This window comes from Tateyamaria sp., assembly GCF_059783535.1.
Genome location: NZ_JBYNDP010000054.1, coordinates 1 through 25191, shown reverse-complemented (window position 1 = coordinate 25191; position 25191 = coordinate 1). Strand labels below are relative to the sequence as shown.

At 55.8% G+C, this 25191-nt stretch carries 23 protein-coding genes; 18 read left to right on the top strand and 5 right to left on the bottom strand.

Annotated features, from left to right (window positions below; genetic code table 11):
- From tagF to AC6RA8_RS11970, 5 genes are all read left to right on the top strand, one after another.
- A partial coding sequence (gene tagF / locus AC6RA8_RS11990; RefSeq protein WP_500352985.1) for a type VI secretion system-associated protein TagF occupies nt 1-523 on the top strand: 523 nt, incomplete at its 5' end.
- 1 nt (nt 524) lies between these two features.
- The gene (locus AC6RA8_RS11985; protein WP_500352984.1) at nt 525-1250 is read left to right on the top strand and encodes a PP2C family protein-serine/threonine phosphatase; all 726 of its coding nucleotides are present in this window, start codon (nt 525-527) and stop codon (nt 1248-1250) included.
- A gap of 76 nt (nt 1251-1326) precedes the next feature.
- Nucleotides 1327-2298 (top strand): hypothetical protein, encoded by a 972-nt coding sequence (locus tag AC6RA8_RS11980; protein ID WP_500352983.1) that lies wholly within the window; start codon nt 1327-1329, stop codon nt 2296-2298.
- Between the two features lie 405 nt (nt 2299-2703).
- Nucleotides 2704-4275 (top strand): bifunctional AfsR/SARP family transcriptional regulator/alpha/beta hydrolase, encoded by a 1572-nt coding sequence (locus tag AC6RA8_RS11975; protein WP_500352982.1) that lies wholly within the window; start codon nt 2704-2706, stop codon nt 4273-4275.
- Between the two features lie 1180 nt (nt 4276-5455).
- On the top strand, nt 5456-6460 hold the full coding sequence (locus AC6RA8_RS11970; protein ID WP_500352981.1) for a siderophore-interacting protein: 1005 nt from the start codon (nt 5456-5458) through the stop codon (nt 6458-6460).
- Nucleotides 6461-6608: 148 nt separating this feature from the next.
- Here AC6RA8_RS11970 and AC6RA8_RS11965 read toward each other — a convergent pair whose 3' ends face one another.
- Nucleotides 6609-7517 (bottom strand): LysR family transcriptional regulator, encoded by a 909-nt coding sequence (locus AC6RA8_RS11965; RefSeq protein ID WP_500352980.1) that lies wholly within the window; start codon nt 7515-7517, stop codon nt 6609-6611.
- Between the two features lie 115 nt (nt 7518-7632).
- Here AC6RA8_RS11965 and AC6RA8_RS11960 point away from each other — a divergent pair, with 115 nt between their 5' ends.
- From AC6RA8_RS11960 to AC6RA8_RS11925, 8 genes are read left to right on the top strand one after another with little or no spacing between them, the layout of a single operon-like run.
- A complete protein-coding gene (locus AC6RA8_RS11960) occupies nt 7633-8694 on the top strand; it encodes a dipeptidase (RefSeq protein ID WP_500352979.1) in 1062 nt (353 codons plus the stop codon).
- Nucleotides 8695-8739: 45 nt separating this feature from the next.
- Nucleotides 8740-10335 carry an ABC transporter substrate-binding protein gene (locus AC6RA8_RS11955; protein ID WP_500352978.1) on the top strand — a complete coding sequence of 532 codons (1596 nt, stop codon included), beginning with the start codon at nt 8740-8742 and terminating at the stop codon, nt 10333-10335.
- Entirely contained in the window at nt 10336-11394 is a 1059-nt protein-coding gene (locus tag AC6RA8_RS11950) for an ABC transporter permease (protein WP_500352977.1), read from the top strand.
- Nucleotides 11395-12303 (top strand): nickel transporter permease, encoded by a 909-nt coding sequence (gene nikC, locus AC6RA8_RS11945; RefSeq protein WP_500352976.1) that lies wholly within the window; start codon nt 11395-11397, stop codon nt 12301-12303. It begins immediately after the preceding gene.
- Nucleotides 12303-13160, top strand: a complete 858-nt coding sequence (locus tag AC6RA8_RS11940; protein ID WP_500352975.1) for an ABC transporter ATP-binding protein — start codon at nt 12303-12305, stop codon at nt 13158-13160. The genes nikC and AC6RA8_RS11940 overlap by 1 nt, the downstream gene beginning before the upstream one ends.
- Nucleotides 13157-13897 (top strand): ABC transporter ATP-binding protein, encoded by a 741-nt coding sequence (locus AC6RA8_RS11935; RefSeq protein ID WP_500352974.1) that lies wholly within the window; start codon nt 13157-13159, stop codon nt 13895-13897. The genes AC6RA8_RS11940 and AC6RA8_RS11935 overlap by 4 nt, the downstream gene beginning before the upstream one ends.
- A 26-nt stretch (nt 13898-13923) precedes the next feature.
- Nucleotides 13924-15516, top strand: coding sequence for an ABC transporter substrate-binding protein (locus AC6RA8_RS11930; protein WP_500352973.1), 1593 nt, complete (start codon nt 13924-13926; stop codon nt 15514-15516).
- A complete protein-coding gene (locus AC6RA8_RS11925) occupies nt 15513-15956 on the top strand; it encodes a GAF domain-containing protein (protein ID WP_500352972.1) in 444 nt (147 codons plus the stop codon). Before AC6RA8_RS11930 ends, AC6RA8_RS11925 begins: the two co-directional genes overlap by 4 nt.
- 138 nt (nt 15957-16094) lie before the next feature.
- On the opposite strand, the gene AC6RA8_RS11920 is transcribed toward AC6RA8_RS11925, so the two are convergent.
- Genes AC6RA8_RS11920 through AC6RA8_RS11910 form a run of 3 tightly spaced genes read right to left on the bottom strand, consistent with a single transcriptional unit; the run spans nt 16095 to nt 19129 of the window.
- On the bottom strand, nt 16095-16748 hold the full coding sequence (locus tag AC6RA8_RS11920; RefSeq protein ID WP_500352971.1) for a LysE family translocator: 654 nt from the start codon (nt 16746-16748) through the stop codon (nt 16095-16097).
- A gap of 3 nt (nt 16749-16751) precedes the next feature.
- Nucleotides 16752-17810, bottom strand: a complete 1059-nt coding sequence (locus AC6RA8_RS11915; RefSeq protein WP_500352970.1) for an isopenicillin N synthase family dioxygenase — start codon at nt 17808-17810, stop codon at nt 16752-16754.
- A 35-nt stretch (nt 17811-17845) separates the two neighbouring features.
- Nucleotides 17846-19129 carry an ATP-binding protein gene (locus tag AC6RA8_RS11910; protein ID WP_500352986.1) on the bottom strand — a complete coding sequence of 428 codons (1284 nt, stop codon included), beginning with the start codon at nt 19127-19129 and terminating at the stop codon, nt 17846-17848.
- Nucleotides 19130-19814: 685 nt separating this feature from the next.
- Here AC6RA8_RS11910 and AC6RA8_RS11905 point away from each other — a divergent pair.
- Together AC6RA8_RS11905 and AC6RA8_RS11900 are read left to right on the top strand one after the other, a co-directional pair.
- The gene (locus AC6RA8_RS11905) at nt 19815-20738 is read left to right on the top strand and encodes an AraC family transcriptional regulator (protein ID WP_500352969.1); all 924 of its coding nucleotides are present in this window, start codon (nt 19815-19817) and stop codon (nt 20736-20738) included.
- Nucleotides 20739-20921: 183 nt separating this feature from the next.
- A complete protein-coding gene (locus AC6RA8_RS11900) occupies nt 20922-22127 on the top strand; it encodes an acyl-CoA dehydrogenase family protein (RefSeq protein ID WP_500352968.1) in 1206 nt (401 codons plus the stop codon).
- Between the two features lie 237 nt (nt 22128-22364).
- Here AC6RA8_RS11900 and AC6RA8_RS11895 read toward each other — a convergent pair whose 3' ends face one another.
- Complete coding sequence (locus AC6RA8_RS11895; RefSeq protein ID WP_500352967.1) at nt 22365-22769, bottom strand: RrF2 family transcriptional regulator; 405 nt, start codon at nt 22767-22769, stop codon at nt 22365-22367.
- Nucleotides 22770-22876: 107 nt separating this feature from the next.
- On the opposite strand from AC6RA8_RS11895, the gene AC6RA8_RS11890 reads away from it, so the two are divergent.
- The 3 genes from AC6RA8_RS11890 to AC6RA8_RS11880 form a co-directional block, all read left to right on the top strand.
- Nucleotides 22877-23164: a DUF6525 family protein gene (locus AC6RA8_RS11890; protein ID WP_500352966.1), complete on the top strand. Its 288-nt coding sequence runs from the start codon at nt 22877-22879 to the stop codon at nt 23162-23164.
- Nucleotides 23165-23176: 12 nt separating this feature from the next.
- On the top strand, nt 23177-24700 hold the full coding sequence (locus AC6RA8_RS11885; RefSeq protein ID WP_500352965.1) for an ABC transporter substrate-binding protein: 1524 nt from the start codon (nt 23177-23179) through the stop codon (nt 24698-24700).
- Nucleotides 24697-25191 (top strand): ATP-binding cassette domain-containing protein (locus tag AC6RA8_RS11880; RefSeq protein ID WP_500352964.1); only part of this gene is annotated, 495 nt, incomplete at its 3' end. The genes AC6RA8_RS11885 and AC6RA8_RS11880, both read left to right, overlap by 4 nt.

Genomic DNA, 25191 nt, shown 5'->3' with positions numbered 1-25191 from the left:
GGATGCCTGGATGCAGCGCGTGCTGCTTATGGCCAGCGAGACGATGGGCGAAATCCACTGGCAGGACGCATATCTGTGTGCCCCGATCTGGCGGTTCAGCATCGCATCGGGGGTATTGGCGTCGCATGGCGCTGTGGGTGTTTTGATGCCGAGCCTTGACCGGGTGGGTCGCCGATTTCCGTTCTGCATTGCGGCTGCGACGGATTTTCCACCTGTTGCTGCCTACCTCGCCCTGCAACCGGTGGCGGAACGGTTGGAAGCGATTGCGCTTGATATGATTGAGGGGGAAGGCGGTCTTGCCACCCTCGACACGCGTCTTGCTCAATTACCCAGCCTCAGCCCATTGCCGCACGTGTCGGGCCTTGGGCGGGGTGTCGGGTCGCTCTGGGTCGCGACTGTCACGGATCAGGCCCGTGTCATGCTTGCGCCCCACGTGCCGACACGCCCGGACGAGGCCGCGGCTTTATTCGATCCTGATGCATCCTATTGGACCCACTCTGCATTAACCGGTTCGGAGACCTGATATGTCCCAATCCAAAGCTCTAACCCGGCAATACAGCGCCAAGACACACGTGGGCTTTGTCAGGCCGGTTAACGAAGATGCAATTTTGGCGTTGCCGCATCTTGGGTTGTGGGCCGTAGCGGACGGGATGGGCGGCCATCAGGGCGGCGATTTTGCCAGTCAGACGGTCATCGACGCCGTGTCCGCCCTGCCGATGGATCTACCGCCGGAAGCTTTGCCGGGTCATATACGTCAGACCCTGCATCAAGCACACGACGACATCCAAGCGGAAGCCGCACGGCGGGGGAATGCCATCATCGGCACGACCGTAGTGCTGCTTGTTCTGGCGGGCGATCATTTTCTATGCCTCTGGGCGGGCGACAGCCGTCTTTACCGCTTGCGCGACGAAATGCTGGAGATGATCAGCGTAGACCACTCTATCGTTGGCGAGTTGGTAGCCGCCGGTCAGCTAACCTGGGATCAGGCCGAACATCATGCCCAAAGCAACCAAATTACCCATGCGGTTGGCGTGGGATCTGAGCCCGGGATCGAAAAGCGACGCGGAGAGGTCGCGCCCGGCGATAGGTTCCTACTCTGCTCTGACGGGCTGACGAAATATGCCAACGAAGCGACACTAAAGCGTTTCATGCAGCAAGGCGCGCCTGAGGCCGTGGCTGAAAAGCTAATGCGCGTGGCCTTCGAGGGTGGGGCGGCAGACAACATTTCCATCATCGTGGTCGACATCTGAGGAGAGATACAAAATGGTTTGTTTCTGCAAACAACCCGCCGCTACGATCCCAACGTTTATCCGGCCCAGCTTTTCAATGGCCCTTCCGCAGGTTCCGTTGCAGATGCAATTGGCTGTCGCTTTGCCAGCAATCACGCCCGAGAACCGGCTGGACATGCAGATCGGGGCCTATCTGGGCAATCTCAACCTGCCCACCATATCAATGCCGAATTCCGGGCTCTTCCAGATCGCCCCGATGTTGGCCCTTGTGGCGGGGACATTTCCACTGATGGATCTACCTGCACTTGAGCTGTCGCTGCAAGAGATGGGCGACACGATGATGACGCATGTCTGGCCGCATGTCGGATGGCTCATGTCGCTCAAGCTAGGGCCGCTTTTGAACTTTGCGCTTGCGGCCCGGCTGGTTCTGGATTTGCAGGATCTTGGCATCGATCCGTTCGATATGTCCTACACCATGCCACGGGTCAGCTATCCGGGCCATCATTTCCGGATGTCCATGCCTATGCCGCAGTTGCACATGGCGCGCCTCCTGTTAGGGCTGCCAAGCCTGTTTTCGCTGACCGAGACATTTCAGTTGCCGACCTTGGGCGACGACGGATCCTTCCCGGGGTTGTTTAGTGCGCTTCACGGCCTGACAAGCGTCCGACCACCCCAACTGGGTATCACGCTACCTCAACTCACCAAGCTGGCTCTGGTCTTGAATTCGTTGGCAACGATCAAGATGGCCTTTGGTGATCCCGGAATGATGGGGGCCGGCCTCGCCCCTATTCGCGCGATGATGCGGTTCTGGGGTGCGATGCCTTTCCCAGTGCCGCCAATGCCTGCTCTGGCCTTGAACGCAGAACTGGACGTGTTGCCGTCGCTCGAGTCGATCCAACTGGGCGAGGGGATGGCTTCGCCTTCGATACTCGCGCCTCTGATGGGGTTCTCAATGCCTCAGATCGGGTTCCTGCCGGTCGCCAACCTGATGCTGGGCCTTAGCGCGTCCTTGCAACTCGTGCTGGATATAGATCCGCTAGATCCGTGTGCCCTTTGCCCATTTTCCTGAGACTGCAACCAAAACGAAAAAATGCCCGCGAGAAACGCGGGGCCGTCATTCGTGCAATTGGGCGGTGCTTGGTCGCCTGCGGCCATTATCGCCTTCCCTAGCGGAAGGCGCGTGCAGTTGTTGGCCTCCTAAATCCGGCGCGTGTTTTGACTCTAGCGTGGGTTTTTTGGGCGCCTGCGGTGCCAAGGACGCTGGCGCCGTGATCAAAGTCTTGCAACGACTGGACAAAGCCGGGATGCTGGATTTTCAGCGACAGAGAGGAGGGCCTCGGCTCTTTTGATGCAAGACGGCAAGGCCATCACGGCGAACGCTTGGGTGAGGATGATGAAACAGAAGTCTCTGACCGGGTGGGGGCGAGTGCGCGCCCGATCCTGGCGGCATTGGTCCGTAGGCGGATGATGCCATATGTCTGAGCGCCTGCAGATCGACCTGATAAACGAAGTGGCCGTCAGAGTATCGGGCAGGGACATACCATTGGTGCAGTCCCGCAAGACCGTTGCGCTCATGGCGTATCTGGCCCTGACCGGTCAGCCGCACCGTCGCGAACATCTGTGCGAGTTATTCTTCCCTGACACCAACGACCCAAAGGCATCGCTGCGTTGGTCCCTGACAAAACTGCGTCAGTCGCTGAACACACATAAAACGTGCTTGCAGACACCTGGCACCTCCGTGCTGATCGACGCCGATCTGATCAGCCTTGATGTGCACCATGTTCAAGCCGTGCATGACGCCGCTGCCCCCTCCAGCGCGGACTTACTGAAGGCCGCCGAGCTTTTTTCGCACAAACCGTTCATGGGGCTGGAACTGTCACGCAACGATGGCTACGCGGTTTGGTTGATGGGCGAGCGCGAACAGCTTCACAGTTTGCGGCCCCGTATCTTTGAGCGCTTGGTCACGGCAAAGGACGTCAGCGATCAGGATTCAGTGAAATGGCTGCGACGTTGGCTGCGGCTCGACCCTTATTCGCATGAGGCTCCGCGCCTCTTGTCGCAAAAGTTGACTGATCTGGGGCTTCAGGATGAAGCGGCAATCGTAGCCCAAGAATACACGGCCCTGATGGGTGACAATGCGGTGATCGAACCACGACAGGATCGGCCTGAACCTCCACTCGCCCGTCAGTCCATAGGCTTTTGCAAAGCATCGGACGGGGTCAAAATTGCCTATGCCAAAGTTGGCAATGGCCCACCACTAGTGAAAACGGCCAATTGGCTAAACCATCTGGAGCTGGACTGGGAAAGCCCGATCTGGGCAGACATGTTTCGCGCGTTAGCTGCAGAGCACACAATCGTGCGGTATGACGAACGTGGCAATGGCCTGTCGGATTGGGATGTGCCCGAGATCAGCTTCCCCGCCTTCTTGGAAGACCTCGAGACGGTTGTGGATCATTTGGGCCTGACCCGGTTTCCGTTGCTGGGCTTGTCGCAGGGTTGCGCGGTATCGATTGAGTACTCGATCCGTCACCCTGAGAAAGTCTCTGCCATGATTTTGATCGGCGGTTACGCTGCAGGCTGGCGCGTGGGCCTGTCGACTGAGGAACGTGAACAACGTGAGGCTGTTTTGACGTTGACTCGGCACGGATGGGGTACATCGAACCCGGCATATCGCCACATCTTTTCGCAGACTTTCATGCCGAGCGCAGATTCTGAACGATTGGCGTGGTTTGACGATTTCCAGCGACGAACAACATCGCCGGAGAATGCCGTGCGCTTTCAGGAGGCGTTCGGAGATATCGACATTCGTCATTTGCTGTCTAAGGTTCAGACACCCACGCTGGTTCTACACGCCCGTGATGATCAACGCATTCCGCTGAGGTGTGGCCGCGAACTGGCGGCCAACATTCCCAATGCAGAACTGGTGACCTTGGACAGCGAAAGCCACATCATTCTGGGCGATGAGCCGGCCTGGCAGGTTTGCATGAACGAAATCTCGCGTTTTCTGGCGAAGTATGTGCCCGAAGGTCGCGAAGGCCATCGCTGAATCTGGTTCTCGAACAAAGCTTTTCTTTTTTGTCAGTGGCCTACATTTTGCATTCTGCTAACGGGGCAGGTAGCAAACACAGTCTTCGTTCCTAGTTCGGTTCCGGAGACGACTGATCTGCGCGGCTTTCAAAAACCCAAGGCAGACTCACAAGGCGATCAACGCTGCATCCGACACCAGTGTTCCGCATCTGCAAGAGTAGGAAAACACCATGCCAGACTATCAAATTGCCAAGGACTGTGCCGAAAAGATTCGCATCGATGCCGGACTGTCAATGCAATTCAGTAAGAGCATTTCTTGTTTTCGCATTGGCTATGGTCGGAACGGGATGCTGGTCTGGGATACGCCGACCGTCATTAGCCCCGCGGTCGTCGTGTCAGCAAGTTTTGGGACACTCGGAAAACAGAATTCCAGCTCTTGCATGTTTCCACGAAATACGTGGGACCGTTTCCACTAGCGGTCCCATCGACTGCGCCGGTTGTTTCGCGCGCCGTACTGGACAAATGCGATGGGCAGCCAGTCGCCGCTAAATCTACCACCTTCTTCGCGAAAGCCGAATGAGAACTATTCCCCGGTTGGTCAGACACGCCCGTTGCGTACACAAAGTTGATGGGCGACGCTGGTCGGCGGACATTCACTGCGGTTTTGCTCGGCTCAATTCGGAGATGGGCAGCCAGATTCCGGTAGATCTTGTTCGTTGAGTGTGCTCTGACCTTCGATTTGCTCTGGTCAATCGCTTTTGGGGCAGCCATATCTTCACCGCCAGCTCAGGATGATTGCCAGCCATGTAATCTCGATGCCAATGAGAGAGGGTGTGCTGCGTTGGAGTTGCACGCTACAGCTTTGTTGACGGTTTTTGTCCTGTTCTGGGCGGCTACGCAAAATTCTTGCAGGCCAAATTTTGTCGGATTGATTGCAAACGGTGATGCAGATCATTCTGTATTGGCTGTTTTGCCTGATGTCGCAGACAGTTCGCTGCGGCGGGACATGAGTTCAAGGCGGAAGCTATGAGGATAGCGCGTTTCGCAGACCTCTTAGTAGCCCAGCGCGTGATCGCAGTGCCTTTCAGAACAGGCCGGGCAACCGGGGCTTCGTATTTGCAGTCCAAGACTGCCAACGTCAGGTGATCGCCGGACCGGCAGATGGTGCACCAAATGTCATCTTACTCTGAAAGGACACCATGAAAGTGTACTCCGACATCAATGGCTTGGATTTCTCAGCCATGCAGACGCTGATACTGAAGGAGGCGACGGAACATGAGCTGCCGGTTCTGGAGCAAGCGCCAAATCGCCTTAGGATCAAGTCAGATTATGGTGCGTTCGGGATAACTGATCTTGGTATGAGTGGCTTCCGGCTTGAGGTCGAAGCGGATAGCGCCGGCAATCTGCATGTCATGCGGGACAGTTTGGTTGCGCACATAGCCCATTTCTGGCCGGATGTGGCACGAAAGATTGCGTGGTCGGATGCGGTGCTTGGTGGAACAAGGCCGCCCAATTTTCAGTTTGCCAAAGTCAAGGCGGCAACACGGCTTTGCGCTTCGTTTCAACGCGTGACCCTGACCTTGTCAAAACCGGAAGACTTTGATGATCGGGCCATTCATTTTCGTTTTGTCCTTCCCCGGCCCGACAATGCAGCACCAGAATGGCCAACGCTGGCTGCCAATGGGTCGACGCACTGGCCAAAGGCTGAGAAGGCACTTCACCGACCTGTCTATACCATGCGCGCGCAACGTCGTGCCGAGATTGACGTGGATGTATTTCTACACGAGGGCGGGCAAGCGTCGCAGTGGGCTTTGAATGTGGCGGCTGGTACTTCGGTTGGACTTGTCGGGCCGGGTGGCCGCGGGGTTTTGGATGCTGATCGGGTTGTGCTGGCAGGGGACGAAACTGCCTATCCGGCAATCTCGCGCATCATCGAGAGCTTGCCGAGCCAAGCACGCGGTACGGTCATCCTGTTGAGCCACGCGGAACAGCAAGACTATCCCGTGCCGCGTCATGCCGGACTGACATCAGTTTGGGTCCAGCCGAATGAGTTTGTGAGCGCGGTATTGGCTGCAGCGTCCGAATGTATTGATGGATACTTGTGGGTCGCCGCTGACGCAGGACAAATCAGTGCGCTGCGCAATTGTGATGAGATCGCGCACCATCAAAAGGCACAGCGTTACATCGCCACCTACTGGAAATGAACATAGTGCTTACGGCAAAATGGATGCCGTTCTCCATGACGAGCCGTGAAGCGCTCTAACGGTTTGGGGAAGCCATTCCGCTAACTTCCATGTCGCGAGACAATGCCAGAGCAGCCATTTTTAATGACTTCCATCCGCCCAGTCATGCTTAAGTTGCTTGCGTAAAGGGGGTCTGCACGGTGTGAAGCCTCAGGTGCCGGATGAAAGCCCGGGCGATGGCGGGCGTCGGCTTGTGATCCGCAGTCACAAGATATGTACGGTATTCGATCGGGGACGCGAATTTGCGAAAGATGACGTCGCCCGAACGATATTGCGCCACCGGGAATGGATTAATGACCGTGACACCGAGCCCGGTCTGGGCGAGGTCCACTGCGGCAAAGGACGTGGATACTTCGGCGACAATGTGGGGGATGCTTCGGCGGTTCGTCAGAACTTTTTCCAGCTGCGCACGTCGCGAATGCCGGTGGCTCAGGGCGATGAGCGGGTGACCGTTTAGATCCTCAGGTCGGATCACACTGAGCCCAGCCAAGTCGTGGTCTTTGGGCATCGCGCATGCTGCCTCCGAGTGCCGGTAGGGCGTCAACTTGATCCCTTCTCGGGTGAGGTCCACGCCGGACAATCCCAGATCCGAACGATCCTCCTGAATCCTTCTGATCACATCTTCGGACGACGCAACTTCGAGGCTAACAAAAAAGTGGGGATTGGCGCGCAAGAAACTCGCGATGTGCCCGATGAGGAATCGATGTGCAAAGGTGGGTGGCGCCGTCAGGCGTAGGGTTTCCTGTGCCGGTTCGGTCGGTCCGTCAATACGATCAAGTGCTTCAAATAATGGGTCCAGTCGCCGATTCAACTGAGCCGCTTCAGTGGTCGGACGCAAGCGACCGCCATCCCGCTCGAACAGGATGCGACCAAGGCGGGCCTCAAGGCTCGCGATGGACCGGCTGATTGCAGATTGCGACAAGCCCAGGCGAAGTGCTGCCTTCGATGTCGTGCCGCTTTCCATCAATGCACGCAGCGCCTCGTATTCCGGAAGGCTATGCCAGGTTCGTCCGGCCATGGCATCCTCTTCAATTACATCATTAATCTATGATATTTATTCATTCCTCTGAGTCTGGTCTATGAGATTTTATGGAATAAGGTGATTGAGTTGTCAGTGCTTGGGGCCAGTACATTTGGGACACGCAACCGACCCGGTTATTTTCGATGGACACAATGATGTTTTGCTGAGGCTCTTCAGAGCTGGCCAAGCGTCAGCTGCAGAGCGCTTCCTGACGGGAGATGAAGGTGCGATCGATTTGCCCTCGGCCAAAACAGGTGGCTTTGGCGGTGGTTTCTTCGCAGTGTTTGTACCGTCACCAATGGATGCCGATGACAAGTTCGCGGAAATGACGAAGGACGCCTACGACCTTCCGCTACCCGACCCAATCAATTGGGAAGATGCTTTTCCCATCGTCATGTCCCAAGCGGCGATCCTGTTCGAGTTGAAAAAACAAGGCGCTCTTACCGTCTGTCGCTCGGCGAAAGATATCAAGAACTGCCTTGATTCAGGAAAGCTCGCGGCTGTTTTCCACATCGAAGGAGCCGAGGCGATTGATCCCGACCTGAACACGCTTGAAGTGCTTTTTCAGGCCGGGCTGCGATCACTTGGGCCGGTTTGGAGCAGAGAAACCATTTTTGGACACGGCGTACCTTTTCGATACCCAAGCGCGCCTGACATAGGGCCCGGCCTGACTGATCATGGGCTGCGTCTTGTTAAACGCTGCAATGAGCTTGGCATCATGGTTGATCTGTCACATCTCAATGAAGCGGGCTTTTGGGATGTGGCACGGTATTCGACCAAGCCGCTGGTCGCGACCCATTCAAATGTGCACGCAATCTGCCCGCACTCCAGGAACCTGACGGACAAACAGCTTGCGGCAATTGCTGAAAGTGATGGTATGGTTGGACTTAACTTCGCAGCGGCGTTCCTGCGCCCGGACGGCAAGATGCTGTCTGACGTCCCACTAACCCAAATGATCCGCCACCTGGACCATTTAATCGAGACACTTGGCGAAGACTGCGTTGGGTTTGGGTCCGACTACGACGGTGCGATTGTGCCGGAAGCGCTCAAATCCAGTGCCGGGTTGCCGAAATTGAGGGCAGCCATGCGGGAACACGGTTACGACGATGCTTTGATGACGAAGCTCTGCCACGGAAACTGGCTTAGAGTGCTTGAGAAGACCTGGGGAACATAATCCGGGCGAAACAAATCAAATTTTTACAATAGAGGAAGATATCACATGAATACTTTTGCGAAACTGCTCACGGGGGTCGCAATTGGCATTGCCGTCAGCGCGACGTCGTTCTCGGCCGTGGCCGAGACACCGGCGAACATGCTGGTCATTGCGCACCGGATTGACGATGTCACCACGATTGATCCCGCTGAAAGCTTCGAATTCGCTGGCTCGGACATCAGTCGAAATGTCTACAGTCGCCTCGTCAGCCTTGATCCAAACGATCTGGCTGCGGGATACAAACCGGATCTAGCAGAGAGCTGGGATGTCTCGGAAGACGGGAAGACGATCACCTTTACCATGCGCGAGGGGGTGACGTTTCACTCTGGCAATCCAGTCACCGCAGAAGATGCAGCCTTTTCGCTGCAGCGCGCAGTGATCCTGAACAAGACGCCTGCGTTCATTTTGACACAATTTGGTTTCACAGCTGAAAACGCGGCCGAGACGATCCGCGCTGACGGCAACAAGCTGATGATCACGACTGACAAGCGCTATGCGACGTCTTTCGTACTCAACTGTCTGACTGCCACCATTGGGGCCATAGTTGATAAGGAAACCGTCATGGCCAACGAGGTCGATGGCGACATGGGTAACGAGTGGTTGAAGACCAACTCTGCAGGATCCGGCCCTTACAAGCTAGACAGCTGGCGGCCGAACGAAAGCGTTACGCTGTCGTCCAATCCCGATTACTACGGTGGCGCGCCTGCCATGGAACGTGTGATCGTACGCCACGTGCTGGAAAGCGCATCGCAACGCCTGTTGTTAGAACGCGGTGACGTCGACGTCGCCCGGAACCTGAACCCCGAAGATATTGCGGGTGTGTCTGAAGCGGATGGAGTTAAGATCGAGGACGAGCTCAAAGGCCGCCTGATGTATATCGCGCTGAACCAGAAGCATCCCGAACTCTCCAAGCCTGAGGTGCGGCAAGCTTTTAAATACCTGATCGACTATGAGGGTATGCGCGACAGCTTCCTCAAGGGGCAGTACACAATCCACCAGAACTTCCTGCCCGCCACATATCTTGGCGCATCTGAAGAAAACCCGTTTTCCTACAACCTTGAAAAGGCGAAAGAGCTGCTGGACGCCGCCGGTGTCGAGGACCTCGAGATCGAGATCGGAGTGCGTGAGGCGCAGGAACGCATCGAGATTGGGCAGAGCTTCCAGAACGCGGCTGCTCAGGTTGGGATCACGGTAAATATTACCGTGGGCACTGCCAAGCAGATCCTTGGCCGCTACCGCGCGCGTGAGCTGGACGTTTACCTGGGCGCATGGGGCCCGGACTATCCTGACCCTCAAACCAATGCTGGCACCTTTGCATACAACCCTGACAACTCCGACGCGGCAAATGCCACGGGTCTGCTGGCCTGGCGGAACAGTTGGGACACTGGTGGTTTGACCGGAAAAGTCGAAGCCGCAGTGATCGAGAATGACCGCGATGCCCGTGTCCAGATGTATCAGGACATTCAGGCTGAGTTCCGCGAGACTTCGCCCTTTGTTGTAATGTTCCAGCAGATCGAGCAATCGGCCCTTCGGGACAACGTCACCAATTGGTCCACTGGTCAGGCTGTGACCTCTGCAGCCTATTGGCAGGTCACAAAGTAAATGGCCCTCACAGAGGACAACGGGAAGGGGCGCGCGCACGCGTCTCTTCCTGCATGGATAAAGACAACTGCCCTTACGGTCGGCTCAATTGCAGTCACGATGCTTGGGCTTTTATTTGTTACTTTCATAATCGGCCGTGTGATGCCCATTGATCCAGTTTTGGCCATCGTCGGTGAGCGCGCGTCGCAATCAACCTACGATGCAGTCTTCCTTGAGCTTGGTCTCGACAAACCGTTGGTTGTGCAGTTTGGCTACTACATCTGGGACGTCCTGCATCTTGATTTCGGAACTTCGCTTCTAAACGCACGGCCGGTTTCAGAAGACATTGCACGCGTTTTCCCCGCAACGCTTGAGCTTGCGACCCTGGGTATTTTCATTGGGATCGTGATCGGCGTGCCCTTGGGGGTCGTTGCCGCCGCTCGCAAAGGATCATGGATCGATCAGATTGCACGCGTGCTTGCACTTGTCGGATATTCGATGCCGATCTTCTGGCTCGGTCTTATGGGTCTGCTGATCTTCTACGGTATTCTAGGGTGGGTCGGCGGCCCAGGACGGGTAGGCATATTCTATGTCGACGTGGTGCCAAGTGTTACCGGCCTGATCCTTATCGATGCGGCCTTGGACCGGAACTGGGACGTTTTTAAGGATGCGTTCAGCCACATCATCCTGCCAGCGTCGCTTCTTGGATACTTCTCGCTGGCCTATATAAGCCGAATGACGCGTTCCTTCATGCTGGAGCAGCTGAGTGCTGAATACATCACCACTGCGCGCGTTAAGGGCATGTCTGAATGGGACGTGATCTGGAAACACGCTTTCAAGAACATTCGGGTGCAGCTGATTACGGTGATTGCGCTCAGCTACGCCAACCTACTTGAAGGCTCGGTTCTGACCGAGATCATCTTTTCTTGGCCGGGGATTGGGAGTTACATCACTACGGCTCTTCTGAGTGCGGATATGAATGCCGTTCTCGGCGGCACTGTCGTTGTTGGACTGATCTTTATCCTGCTCAATATCTTCTCGGACCTGCTCTACAAGGTCTTTGATCCGAGGGCCAAATAGATGGTTGAACAGACACTGCGCGCCTGGCTTCTGACGGATACGCCCACCTCGCGCCGCCATGCGAAAATGTCGGCGCTGTACCAGGGCTGGCTTGCGTTTCGCGCGAATACGATGGCGATGATCGGACTTGGCATTCTGCTAGCGCTGGTGCTGATTGCCGCCGCCGCACCGCTTCTGGCCCCGCACGATCCGTTTGTCCAAGACCTTGGTAATCGGCTGGCTCCGCTTGGGGCAGAGGGGCATATCCTTGGCACGGACAGCCTGGGTCGGGATATCCTGTCCCGGTTGATCTACGGCGCGCGGATCACGTTGTATATCGTGGCTTTGGTGGCCATGATTGCACCCATCGTCGGTCTCCTGGTTGGAACCGTTTCGGGCTACATCGGTGGTTGGGTCGATCTTGTCTTGATGCGGATCACGGACATCTTCCTTGCTTTCCCGCGGCTGGTGCTCGCATTGGCCTTCGTGGCCGCACTTGGGGCCGGTATCGAGAACGCAGTGATTGCGATCTCTTTGACCGCATGGCCACCCTATGCACGCATCGCGCGGGCAGAGACGCTTACCATCCGGTCCTCCGACTACATCTCGGCGATCAAGCTGCAGGGAGCCGGGGGGCTGCGGATCATAACAAAGCACATTTGGCCGCTTTGCGTGTCGTCCCTCATTGTGCGCGTAACGCTTGATATGGCGGGTATCATCCTCGCGGCCGCGGGCCTTGGTTTTCTTGGTCTCGGGGCGCAACCACCCAGCCCGGAATGGGGTGCGATGATTTCAGAAGGGCGTCGTTTCATTCTCGACCACTGGTGGGTTGCCACCATGCCGGGCCTCGCAATTTTTACCGTATCGCTGGCGTTCAACCTTCTGGGCGATGGTCTGCGCGACGTGCTTGATCCGAAAGCCGGTGAATAATGGATACCCTTCTCGATATAGAAAATCTGTGGGTCAGATTTCCCACCCGGCAAGGCGTCTTTGACGCAGTGCGAGGTATCTCGTTCACACTCGGGCGTGAACGTCTTGGCATTGTCGGGGAAAGCGGCTCCGGCAAGTCGATGACCGGCCGTGCCATTCTGCGCCTTATCCGGCCGCCCGGGATCGTCCAAGCTGACCACATCAAGCTGGACGGCGTGGACCTGCTGCAGAAATCTGAAAAGGACATGCGCGACGTCCGTGGTGAGCGCATTTCGATGGTGATGCAAGACCCAAAGTTTTCCCTGAATCCGGTGATGACCATTGGCGATCAGATCATCGAATCCTACCGGCTGCATAACAAGGCAACGAAGTCCGAGGCGCGGGCCAAAGCACTCGAGATGCTTGAGGCGGTTTCCATTCGCAATCCCGAACGCGTCATGCGTGCGTACCCGCACGAGATGTCGGGCGGTATGGGGCAGCGCATCATGATTGCCATGATGCTTATCCCGAACCCTGAAATTCTGATTGCGGACGAACCGACCTCGGCATTGGACGTCTCGGTTCAACGGCAAGTGCTCGACATTATGGACAAGCTGGTTAAAGAGCGGGGCATGGGACTGATCTTCATCAGTCACGATCTCAACTTGGTTGCTGATTTTTGTGACAGAGTTCTGATCATGTACGCTGGCCGCATCGTGGAGGTTTGTGAGGCCAACAAGCTGCAGGAGGCGCAACATCCCTATACTCGGGGCTTGCTGAATTCGCTGCCACGGCTCGATACGCCACGTGATCGTCTGGACGTGTTAACGCGCGATCCCGCATGGTCCGAAGCCCCAAGCGTGAGCGGGCGCATATGAAGATGTTGGAAATAGCTGGGCTGAACGTCTGGTTCGGGAGTGGCCGAGACCGCGTGGATGCTGTCAAAAACGCTGCCTTTGAAGTTGGGGCAGGGGAGAGCTTTGGTCTTGTCGGCGAAAGCGGGTCTGGAAAGTCGACAATCCTGCGCGCGATCACGGGCCTCGCGCCCACCTGGTCAGGCGGGATGGCGGTTGGTGGCAGTCAAATCGGAAAACGGCGCTCGAAGGACTTCTACAAACAAGTCCAGATGGTCTTTCAGGATCCGTATGCGTCACTTCATCCGCGCCATTCGGTTGATGCGGTTCTAGGAGAAACCCTGCACCTGCATGGGTTCAAGAATATCGACGCACGTGTCGTCAGATTGTTAGATGACGTTGGTTTGGGTCAGAAATTCCGCTTCCGCTATCCGCACCAGTTGTCCGGTGGACAGCGACAGCGCGTCGCGATCGCCCGCGCCTTGGCCCCGGAACCTAAACTTTTGCTTCTGGACGAACCGACCTCCGCGCTAGATGTTTCTGTGCAGGCCGAAATTCTGAACCTGCTTGCCGATCTGCGGCAGGAACACGGGCTGACATATCTGATGGTTTCCCATGATCTCAGTGTTGTCGGCCACATGTGCGACCGGCTCGCAGTTATGAAAGACGGCGAAATTGTCGAGATCATGGATGTGGCGGCCTTGCGAGCCATGAAAGCCACGCATCCCTATTCGCAGCACTTACTTCAGGCCTCGGTTTGAGGCGAACTCCAGAAACGGGGGAACACATGTACCATTTCAGACAAGTCTTATTTGCGGGTTTTGTGGCCGGCGCGATGGCCGCTGTGCCGCTCCAAGCGGAAACACCAGACAACATTCTCGTCGTTGCGCAGAACATTGATGACATCGTGACCATCGATCCGGCGTCTGCATATGAATTCAGTTCGGGCGAATATGTGGCCAATACATATGACACACTGGTCCGATATGATGCGGCAGATACCACCGTTCTTGCGCCCGCGCTGGCAACCGACTGGCAGATCGATGCGGAGAGTAAAACCGTTACATTTACCTTGCGTGACGGTGTGATTTTCCATTCTGGCAATCCGCTGCGTGCAGAAGACGTTGTTGGCTCTTGGAAACGTGTCGTGACACTGGACAAAGCCCCGGCATTTATCCTGACTCAGCTTGGTTGGACTGCTGACAATATCGAAGAAATGGTTACGACAAGCGGAGATACGGTTACCGTGCGCTATGAGGGCGATTTCGCGCCATCCTTTGTGCTGAACGTGCTGGCTGCGCGGCCTGCGTCTATCGTGGATATGGAAACCGTCATGTCCCATGAGGTGGATGGTGATATGGGCCACGCGTGGATGAACAAGAACTCCGCTGGCACAGGCCCCTTCAGCCTGGGCACATACCGGCCGGCCGACATCCTCGCACTCGATGCCTTTCCGGATTATTATCAAGGTGGTCCGGAGATGGACCGCGTTGTCATCCAGCACAATCCGGAAGGTGCCACCCAGCGCTTGCAACTTGAGGCGGGCGATATTGATATGGCAAAAAATCTCGACCCGGGTCAGATCGCGGGTCTTGAAGGGGTCGGCGGCGTCCGCATCGAAACATACCCGCAGGCTGCTGTGCACTGGGTGTCGTTCAACCAGAAAACTGAAAGTCTCACCGACCCTGCAGTGTGGGAAGCGGCACGCTATCTCGTGGACTACCAGGGCATGGCCGACGGCATGCTTGAGGGACAGATGAAGGTTCATCAGGCATTCTGGCCCGATGGCTTTCCCGGTGCGCTGACCGACACACCGTTCAGCTATGATCCGGAGAAGGCCAAACAGATCCTCGCGGATGCGGGGGTGGAAACACCAATCAACGTGACGATGGATGTGATTTCGGCTCCGACCTTTGTCGAAATGGCGCAGGCATTGCAGGCCTCCTTTGCCGAAGGTGGCATCAACCTCGAGATTGTTGCCGGAACTGGCGCGCAGGTGATCACCAAGTACCGCGCGCGGACCCACGAGGCGATGTTGCTCTACTGGGGGCCGGACTTCATGGACCCCCATTCGAACGCCAAGGCGTTTGCGTTCAATGCCGACAATTCGGACGACAAGTATGCTTCGACGACGACATGGCGCAACGCGTGGATGCCTCCGGCCGAGATGAATGAGAAAACCATGGCAGCCCTTGCCGAGCAGGACCCTGACAAACGGCTGGAAATGTATGTGGAGTTACAGAAAGAAACTCAGGTCGAGGCTCCGTTTGTCATCATGTTCCAAGCGATCAAGCAGGTTGCGATGCGCGAAAACGTCAGTGGGTTTGTAAACGGTGCGACCTCTGACTACGTATTCTACCGGCTTGTAGATAAGGAATGAGCGACACATCCTCGTCTGATGCATTCTTTGCCGCTTTGCACAGAGATGTCGGAGGGCGCCTGTTCACGGTATCGGTCCTTGATCGCAAGGCCGGGCTTGCGCAGCGCGTTTACACCTCACACCCCGAGACCTACCCAGTCTCGGGCACAAAGCCGATGTCGCAAGGCGCATGGACCGAGATGGTTATCGAACGTGGTGAGACTTTTGTAGCCAACACGGTCGCAGAGTTTGCCTTGTACTTTCCAGACTACGCTTTGATTGAAAGCCTTGGTTGCAAGTCGGCACTTAACGTCCCGATCCTTAACGGCCAGGTCATCGGAACCGTCAATGTTCTGGACCGGGAACACTACTTCTCGCCAGAACAGGTTGATCGTTGTAAGTCCGCAATTTTGGGGCGTCACGAAAAACTGGTTGCTGTTCTCCAGCGCTTCATCATCTGATAATGCCCCTAGTCTATTCAACTGCTTGGTACTTCTAGAGCCACGATTCTAATTTCTGTCAGGGTTTTGCAGACATTCCCAACGATCCGACCTAGCGCTCGATAGTTGCCAACGGCACATCTATTCCACGAAAGGTCGTCAAAGAATTTGCAAGTGCAGGTTCAATGCAATCCCAATCAGGATGATGCCGCCCAACCAGGCCATTCGTTCACGCATTGCTCTTTCCCGGTTGATGACTTTTGTCATGGTGCCGCCCATGTAGGCCACCACCAGGTCTGATGGGATCGCCGTCAAGGGCACCAATATGCCAAGTACCAAAAGCTGAACCTGCACACTGGCGGTAGCAGAATGAATGTCGCCAGCGTTGATGAACGGTGGCAGAAACAGAGCAAAGAACAGAACGGTTTTGGGATTCAGAACCTCAACAATCACGCCCTGCCAGATGATCGCACCAAGGGGCTTTTGCCGTACCTTTTCAACGTCGAAAGTCACTTGAGCTTCGGCCTTCGCACCCCGGATCATGTCAACACCAAGCCAGACCAGATAGATTGATCCGACGTAGCGCAAGGCAGTCACCACCCAGTCGAATGTCTGGAAAACTGTGGCCAAACCCAATGCTGTCGCAACGGCAAGAACGATACCCCCCAGGCACAGTCCAAAGGCCGAAGCGAGGCCTGCCATACGGCTCTGGCCAACAGTGCGAGACAACACATAGAGCATCGAAGGGCCGGGTGTCGCGCTCAGTGCCAGACCGGCCAGCGCCACAGCGATCATCGCATCCAAACTCGGCATGATTTAATGGGCATTCTGATTCATACGGGTTTCAAATGGATTTGTGATCGATGTTGCCTGGTCTGATGTGCTGCTGGTTGTTTCGCATTGGATTTGATTTCTCAAGTACGGAAAGTCCCGCACCAGCATCCGTTCCAGGTGAACCCCTGCTTTGAAAGGTTCATATCTGGGTACTTCACCCGGGCCTACAAGTTCCGGGAACGGGCTGATCAGGGTGTCGTAGTTTGCGGCGACAAAATATGGCATTGAGAACCGCTCAGGGCTGAGGTTCAGCACGCGATGCGGCGTTGAACGCAACAGGCCATTGGTCCATGCCTCGAGCATGTCTCCGATGTTCACGACAAAAACACGCGGATCGACTGGCACATCGATCCAGCGGTCATCAGTGTTCATAACCTGCAGACCGGCATTTCGGGTGTGCAGGAGGGTTAGGCATTCATAGTCTGTATGTGCACCCATGTTGACTGATTTAACGTCGATCTCGTTGTTCTGACGCACATAGTGAAGGAGCCGGAGTTGCGATACGGGTTTCGTCATGTGATCTGTCATAGTGCCAGGCGCCAGACCCAGATGGAGCTCAAGTGTCGAACAAATCAGCTGACCCAACGCGGAAATCTGCTTGTAGTACTCCGAGATGGTCGCTTGGAAACCATCGACACACGGCCAGACATTTGGTCCCAGCAAGCGGTTGCCGCTCAAATAATCAGGGTCGCCACATGGTAGATCCAGACCGAGATCGAATGCTTCGTAGCTCCGGTTCATCTCGTCCGGGTAGTCACCCTTTTCCGTGAATGGGACATAGCCGCGGTGGTTCGTGCTTAGTCCAATGTAGTAACGTCGCTTTGTTTGATCCGGCAGGGCAAAGAACCGCTCGGCCATTTGATAGGCTCGCTCGACAAGTGTGAGGTCAATCCCGTGGCCGATGATCCTAAAAAAACCGATCTCGCGTGCTGCAAGGCCGATCTCATCGGCGATTTTTCCATGCAAGGTTTTGTCTGCGAAAGCCAACCCTCTGACGTCTATCAGAGGCAGGTTGTCGAACGCGCCCGGAAGTTCCTTCATTTGTTTTGCAATCAAAGCCCCCAAGCGCAAAACCTTTACCGGTATTTGATGGATGACACGTTACTGCCGCCTGACGATCCCGCCGGGAAGTAGAGTTCAAATGTTGAACCTGTGCCAACACGGCTGTGCACCGCCACGGTACCGCCAGATTGGCGCATAACCCCGAGCACCATGGAGAGACCTAGTCCCGTGCCTTCACCAACGGCTTTTGTGGTAAAAAACGGGTCAAAGATTTGTTGCAATCGATCTTCCGAGATCCCTGCTCCCTGATCCGAAACACTCAATCTCACATAGCGTCCTGGCGGGAGTTCGGATGGGAAGTGCCGGCCTTCTGGCAGAGTATGGAAGATGTTTTCAGTCTTAATGCGAAGCGTGCCGCCGTCAGGCATCGCATCAATGCCGTTCAGCACGAGGTTGAGAAGCATGTTTTCCATCGCCATGGGATCGACCGAGACCGACCAAATATCTCGCGCCAGATTCTGCTCGACATGTTGCGCAAGTGATTGCTCAAAATTCTCGCAAAAGGTCGACACAAGCGTGTTCAGGTTCAGAATCTTCGGCGCCAAACGTGTCCTTTGCGCGAAAGCCAGCATGTCTTGGATCAGCTTTGCACCCCGCCCCGAAGCCGTCTTAATGCTCTGAAGTGTGCCTTTCCTTTCGCAATCCGATGCGTCCAGTTCCAGCAGTTCAATGTTTCCCGAAACGACGGTCAACAAGTTGTTGAATTCATGGGCGAACCGGCCGGTCAGCCATCCAATCGCTTCCAGCTTTCGGGCTTCAAAAAGCTTGGCCTCCAAGGCTTTTCGGCTGCGCGTTTCCAAGGTTAGTTGAGAGTGGGCTTCCACGAGGTCCTCGTACCGTTCGTGGGACCTTTGAGACTCTGCGAGCAATTCCAGCTTTGCGCTAGTCATCGCTGCCACTGTGCTCAGTATTTCCAGTTCCGGTTCACCGAATACGGCAATGTCCGGGTGTTCGCTGTCGATAACGCCGACCACGCGGCCCGCCGAAGTCAATGGCACGCAAATTTCCGAGCGTGCGGGTTGCGTGTCGGCGATGTAATTCTCGTCCCCCAAGAGATCGTCCACGATGATGGGCTCGCCGCTTTGTGCAACCTGTCCGGTAATGCCGCGTCCGAAGGGGATAACCAGCGGGTTTATGATGTTGCGCCCAAAGGGATTCTTTTCGCCCCATGCCGCGACCTGCGTTAGCTCTGTTTGCGCGTCATTGGCCCGGTAGATGACACAGTCGATAAACCCAAGCTTGCCAACCACATTCTGGGCGACATACCAGAACAGATCTTCGACACTTGGGATCGACATCAGGTCGACCGCAAACGTGTTAAGTGTTCGAAGCATATGCGCTTCGCTGGCCCGGTTTCTCTGGCTGAGGCTCGTTGGCACAGGCTGGAGCATCTCTTCAATTCCCTGAACTTATTAATTGAACTACTTTAAGTTGTGCTCGCCCCTGGGTACAGTCCTTTTTGGTGTGTTTCCCTGAAAAATCTTGTTCAGGCAATTCTTCGACGCTGACAGCGGTCGGCTCAATTAGATCAACTTATATCCTTTTGGATTCGAAGGATATTTTTGGTCTTTGGGATCATTGGGTCCGCAATTGTTCCGTCAAAATCGTTATGTGAGCTGCAAAGTTTCGTTGGTCTAGAAATCGAATTAACGAATGATCGCGTGTATCATTCTTCAACCTCGATCAGCTTCAATTGGCTTTTGCAGCAGCGCTTGAAGTGCGAGGTTTGCCGAGGCTGTATGTGAGTGGTCGTCTTGTACGGATGACGCGTCTCGGGTCCACTACGCAAACCAATGTGACCTGTGCCTCAAGGTCTTCTCTCCTCGAACGGATTCATTGAAATTGTGATGTGTTGGTCATGCGGCCTGAACCTAGCTAGCGTGCCTTATGACTTCCACCCAACCAACTGCTCTCTCGACCGTATCCTACCAGTTTATCAGCGACTGGCTTGTCGCCCTGCGCACACTTTGCACCGATGAACAATTGTCCTCACTGCTGGAACGATCAAGTCTCTCGTTTGGTCATGGTCAATCACATGAAAGGATTACCCTGGATCAGATTGTCGACCTTTACCAAAGGGCTGCTGTTGTGACAGGGGATGAGATGATGGGGCTTTGGAGCCGCCCGGTCCGTCCGCGGGCGCTGCAGCACCTTTTAACTACTGTACGCGAAGCGACGTCGCTGTCGTCAGCCCTTTATCGATTTTCGACGTTTTGGAATCTATTGCTGGACGATTACCAACTCGATCTGACCAAAAAAGATGACCTTCTGACGTTAACCTTGCATCCCCAGTCCGGCGCTCAAGTACAACGGTTTGGTCATATGTTGATCCTGAAATTGGCACATGGGCTAATGTCCTGGATGGCAGGGCATGAAGTGCCTTTAAAGCATGTCGCCTTTGCTTTCGCGCAGCCCGACTTCCATCAGGACTACGCAATCGTTTTTCCTGCGCCCGTGTCATTCGATCGGAAAGAAACTTCGCTGACTTTGAGTTTGGACAAGATCGGGCGCCTACAAATGCGCAACAGGGCAGACCTCACTGAATTTTTGCAGAACGCGCCAAGGGACTGGATTTTTACAAAGTCACGAGAGCATACGCAGTCTCTGCGTGTGCGCACATATCTTGGTCAGACGGAGTGGGAAAGTGCCGATCTGGCCAATGCGGCGGCTGCCATGAACATGACGCCACGCACGCTCATTCGAAGGTTGGATGCAGAAGGTACGTCCTTTCAAACGATCAAGGACGGACTGCGCCGTGACATTGCCATCCGCAGTTTGCGTTCGGGCCTTAAAACCATTGAAGAGATTGCCCAAGAGGTCGGTTTTTCGTCGGCGGCGAACTTCCATCGGGCTTTTCAGCGGTGGACGGGAAGCGCACCGAGCCACTATCGTCTGGCGTCAGACTAAGCACCCATTTTGTCACTTTTGGACAATGCATTGTCACGCCACGAGATGGTCCACCGTTGCCGCATATCTTAATTTTATGGGCAAAAAGCGTAAGAAACAGCCAAAATCGACCTCTTTGGTCTCAATGCGCTGCAAAGAGATCTGGCATGTTTCGACAATCTCGTTTCTGAAAGGAAGACTCCAGTGACAGACAAACTAGCTGCCATTCTAGATGCTGCCCGTAACCACGCCGAGCAGGTGATCTTGCCTAATGTTGACGCGTGGAATGCGAACAAGGCTTGGCCCCGCGATGCATCGGACAAGGCAGGAGCTGCTGGTTTGATGGGTCTTTATGCACCTGAAGAACTCGGCGGACAGGCGTTGCCCTTGTCGGAGGGTATCCAGGTTTATGAACAGTTGGGGCTTGGCGATGGGGCGTATGCGTTTGCTCTGTCTATGCACAACATTTGCACGTTTGCGGGATGCGGCTACGGCACTGACGCTTTCAAACAGCATTGGGCTCGAGATCTGACGTCTGGCCGCAAGCTGGCGAATTTTGCCTTGACCGAACCACAGTCCGGCTCGGACCCGATGAAGATGTATACACGTGCCAAAATAAACGACGATGGCACATGGACGATCAGTGGATCCAAAGCATGGGTCAGCCTTGCGACCGAAGCCGATATCTACTTCACCGTTGTAAAGACCAGCGATGCACCCGGGCACAAAGATATGGCAATGATCGCCATTCCCGCCGACGCGCCGGGGATCAGCTTCGGCCCGCTTTACGATACCCCGTCCTATAATTTCCTGCCGATGTCCGAGATGTATTTTGACAAGGTGGTCGTCGGCGAAGACAACATCATCCTGCCCATTGGTCAGGGCCTGCAGGGTTCACTTATGGCGATCGATATCGCGCGTGTCTCCATCGCATCTGGATGTTGTGGGCTGATGCAGTCAGCCCTTGATACCGCTCTGTCCTACTCCAAGAACCGCAAGATGTTTGGAGGCAAGAACCTGGACCTGGACGGCATTCAATGGATGCTTGGTGAAGTTGCGACCGATCTTGAAGCGTCAAGGCTGCTCTATCGTAAAGCGGGTGAAGCGCTTGGGACGCCGGAAGGCCCCCTGATGGCTGCCCATGCCAAACGATTTGTGCCGGATGCTGCCGTGAAGGCTGCAAATACCTGCACTCAAGTCCTGGGCGGCATGGGGCTTTTGCAGCCCTACGGTTTGGATCGCCTGTCCCGTCTGGCGCAAATGCTTCGGATCGTAGACGGAACCACGGAAATCAGTCGCGTTGTGATCGGGCGTGCGCTGCAAAAGAGGGCGGCGGCATTGCCGGACCTTCCGGTTCCACAAGGGTTTGGTGAGCAGCACGCGCCAGATAGTGAGATTGCGGCTCAATAAACAAGGGTCTCGTTACGCGAAATGATCCACCGGTAAACCGGCCGCACAAATGCCAGTCGGTTTGCCGCTTCCAAGGGCTGGGTTGTATGCGCCTCACACCTGCTCTGCCAAAAGACTCGAGAACGGGGTCATCGTCGTCAGAAGCGTATTTGAGAGTGTTGCGGTGTCGGACGGGCCGTCAGTTCCACTAGCAAGGATGATCCGGGGAGGCGCTGTGCCGCTCTGGCGATGCTGTGATCAGTTCCCGCGCACTTCGGAGATTGAGGTTTCACTCAGTCTTTGGATCAGCTTTTGTTCGACATCCTCCAGAACGCCTGTGACCCGTTTATGCAGAGCTTTTTCGACAGAACATGCAGGCGTTTCATCATCGTCACCACCGGCGACCAAACGCTCGTCGAGTGCCAGATAGACATCGGCAAGTGTGATGTCTTCCGGCGCCTGTGCCAAACGCCAGCCGCCGGAATGGCCCTTTTCCGATGTCAATAACCCCGCTTTTCGAAGCCGGCCCAGAACGCGGCGTACAACCACGGGATTTGTGCCAGCGTGTTCGGCGATGTCTGCGGACGTGCGCATACGGCTTGGATCGCCTGCCATATGGCTTAGCGTGTGAAGGGCAAGGGACAGGCGGCTGTTTCGTTTCAACGCATGGTTCCGCTTATTTTGATGCACATGTAACAAATGGTGTTGCGTGCTTTATGTAGCTCCGTTAGTTGCATGACTACCCTTTTTTTAAGCTTTGACCATTCAAGATGTCTGCGCAACGCACTCGCAATCTCGGACAAACAAGCCTGCGTGGCAAGCGCCGTTCCGGCGATCCGATGCGAACATATGATTCCCTGCCGGCACCCCTAAGGCACTGGCTTGCACAGGCGGTTCTTCCATGGTCACCGACATCAGCGCGGCGCATTTGGAACAAGGCTCATGCGAGCGGTCATAGTGTTGAAGAAACACTGTACTCGCTCTCGCAGGTCGAGGCGCGCATGCTGGCGCGCGACAAGAATGCCTTGCAACACGCCCTTACTAATTCTCAAGCCTAAAGGAACTTCCCAATGTCTATCGTCACCAGACTGGTCTTTGCTGCAATCGTGACGCTCAGCCAGGCGTTTCCGACATTTGCTCAAGAGGGAAGTCTTACGATATCGGTCGGCTCCGGTCCAAGCGCTGAGGTCCCGGACCCCCGCGCCGGATACAATGGATGGCTCTCCAACCAGACAGGTGTGACCGAGACGCTGATGGGGATCGACTATGACCTCAAGCTGTATCCGCGTCTGGCCGAGGAAATTGAGCAGTCTTCACCGACGACATGGCGCGTCACGTTGCGGAACGGCGTACAGTTCCACGACGGTACACCGCTGACGGCACAGGCCGTCATCGATGCGATCGCGCCCATTTCGGATGAGGGCCACCCGGGGCACAACGCCCGAGTGATGAACCTGCTGGATCTGGCAGGAATGTCAGCCGACGGTGATAGCGTGGTTGTGTTCGAGACCAATAGTCCGAACGCGGCCTTCCCTTGGACGCTATCTGAGCCCGGCATCGCAATCCTGGGGCAACCGTCGGACGCGTTCCCAATCAATGCGACCGGCCCATACTCTTTCGCAGAAGCCGTCCCAAACCAGCTTTATCGTGTCGAAGCCAACCCGAACTATCGGCTTGGCGCTCCCGGTCTGAAAGAGGTTCGCGCGGTCGTGTCCGGCGATCCCGCGACAGCGGCACTGGCCTTCGAGGCGGGCGAAGTTGATATGGTCATCAACTACCCGGAGAGTGATTTTGAGCGGATCAAGAGCACCGGCGCAATTGGCTTCTCGGCACCAACGGCCCGCCTCTATTTCTACACGGTGAACGCTGCCAGCGGGCCCATGGCCAACCCGCTGGTGCGCCGCGCTGTTTCTTTGGCAATTGATCGTCAGGGCATCGTCGATGCCGTTCTCTCTGGGGTTGGCGGCTCCGCTGCCGGGACTGTGTATCCTGACGGAAAGGGCTGGGCTGCAGATATCCAAGCAGACTACGATCCGGCAAAGGCTGAAGAGCTGCTGTCAGAAGCCGGTGCTGTCAAAGAGGGTGGGCGCTGGATACTTGATAGTGAGCCGCTTGAGATCGACATAGTGACTTATTCGTCCCGCGCGGCCCTGTCACCGACAGCCGAGCTGACACAGGCATTTCTGTCGGCCATCGGGATTTCGGCGACCGTCAAAGTCGGCGAATGGGGCGCGAGCAGCGACGCCATCGCAAACGGTTCAGCCGATCTTTTCCTGCAAGCTTGGGTGACAACCCCACAGGGCGATCCGGGTGCGGTTCTTGAAACACTGTTGAAATCCGGTGGCGCTTCGAATTCCGGGAACTATGCGAACACCGCCTTGGACAAGCTGCTTGAAAAAGGCCGCCTGACATTTGACCACGAAGAACGCGAGGCGATCTACGACGAAGCGCAGCACATCATCGCAGCCGATGCCGCCATGATTCCTGTCTTCCACGTCAATCAGGTCAATGTCGCCAAGCCTGGCCTCACTGGCTACGCCGTGCATCCGACCGAGACCTACTGGATCACGCATGAAACGAAGTTCGTTGAATGACACTTGCCGTTTCCGGCCTGAGCGCGATGCGCTCGGGCCAGACCATTCTTTATCCGACCTCGGTTGAAATTTCACCCGGTGACAGGATCGGATTGGTCGGTGCGTCGGGATCGGGCAAGTCGACGCTCGGGCACGCGTTGGTGGACGCACTAAGGGCACAAGGCCACACCGTGGCGCACGTTCCTCAAAGCCCGGACGAGGCGCTCGACCCACTGCGTAGCATGGCATTTCATTGGCGTGAGGCAGAAACGGCATTGGGTTTGCAGCGGGGTGCGGTTGATCAGAAAGCCCTCTTTTCGTCGCTGAAAATCGAAGGCGGCGATCTGCGCAAACGGCCCTGGGCGTGGAGCAGAGGGATGCAGCAAAGGTTCGTCATTGCCATGGCGCTGATGGGAGCTCCTGATCTCATCGTTCTTGATGAACCAACATCGGCGCTGGACCCGGTGATCGCGGCTGCAACTATGGGCTTGCTTGATCGACATCTTCAGGGC

Excerpts from the sequence above, each read along its gene's own strand:
- AC6RA8_RS11920 (WP_500352971.1), bottom strand. The coding sequence starts at position 16,748 with ATGCCGAGTTTGGATGCGATGATCGCTGTGGCGCTGGCCGGTCTGGCA.
- AC6RA8_RS11970 (WP_500352981.1), top strand. The coding sequence starts at position 5,456 with ATGAAAGTGTACTCCGACATCAATGGCTTGGATTTCTCAGCCATGCAG.
- AC6RA8_RS11910 (WP_500352986.1), bottom strand. The coding sequence starts at position 19,129 with ATGTCGATCCCAAGTGTCGAAGATCTGTTCTGGTATGTCGCCCAGAAT.
- AC6RA8_RS11985 (WP_500352984.1), top strand. The coding sequence starts at position 525 with ATGTCCCAATCCAAAGCTCTAACCCGGCAATACAGCGCCAAGACACAC.
- nikC (WP_500352976.1), top strand. The coding sequence starts at position 11,395 with ATGGTTGAACAGACACTGCGCGCCTGGCTTCTGACGGATACGCCCACC.
- AC6RA8_RS11890 (WP_500352966.1), top strand. The coding sequence starts at position 22,877 with ATGTCTGCGCAACGCACTCGCAATCTCGGACAAACAAGCCTGCGTGGC.
- AC6RA8_RS11915 (WP_500352970.1), bottom strand. The coding sequence starts at position 17,810 with ATGAAGGAACTTCCGGGCGCGTTCGACAACCTGCCTCTGATAGACGTC.
- AC6RA8_RS11925 (WP_500352972.1), top strand. The coding sequence starts at position 15,513 with ATGAGCGACACATCCTCGTCTGATGCATTCTTTGCCGCTTTGCACAGA.
- AC6RA8_RS11930 (WP_500352973.1), top strand. The coding sequence starts at position 13,924 with ATGTACCATTTCAGACAAGTCTTATTTGCGGGTTTTGTGGCCGGCGCG.
- AC6RA8_RS11955 (WP_500352978.1), top strand. The coding sequence starts at position 8,740 with ATGAATACTTTTGCGAAACTGCTCACGGGGGTCGCAATTGGCATTGCC.
- AC6RA8_RS11885 (WP_500352965.1), top strand. The coding sequence starts at position 23,177 with ATGTCTATCGTCACCAGACTGGTCTTTGCTGCAATCGTGACGCTCAGC.
- AC6RA8_RS11940 (WP_500352975.1), top strand. The coding sequence starts at position 12,303 with ATGGATACCCTTCTCGATATAGAAAATCTGTGGGTCAGATTTCCCACC.
- AC6RA8_RS11980 (WP_500352983.1), top strand. The coding sequence starts at position 1,327 with ATGGCCCTTCCGCAGGTTCCGTTGCAGATGCAATTGGCTGTCGCTTTG.
- AC6RA8_RS11935 (WP_500352974.1), top strand. The coding sequence starts at position 13,157 with ATGAAGATGTTGGAAATAGCTGGGCTGAACGTCTGGTTCGGGAGTGGC.
- AC6RA8_RS11965 (WP_500352980.1), bottom strand. The coding sequence starts at position 7,517 with ATGGCCGGACGAACCTGGCATAGCCTTCCGGAATACGAGGCGCTGCGT.
- AC6RA8_RS11975 (WP_500352982.1), top strand. The coding sequence starts at position 2,704 with ATGTCTGAGCGCCTGCAGATCGACCTGATAAACGAAGTGGCCGTCAGA.
- AC6RA8_RS11950 (WP_500352977.1), top strand. The coding sequence starts at position 10,336 with ATGGCCCTCACAGAGGACAACGGGAAGGGGCGCGCGCACGCGTCTCTT.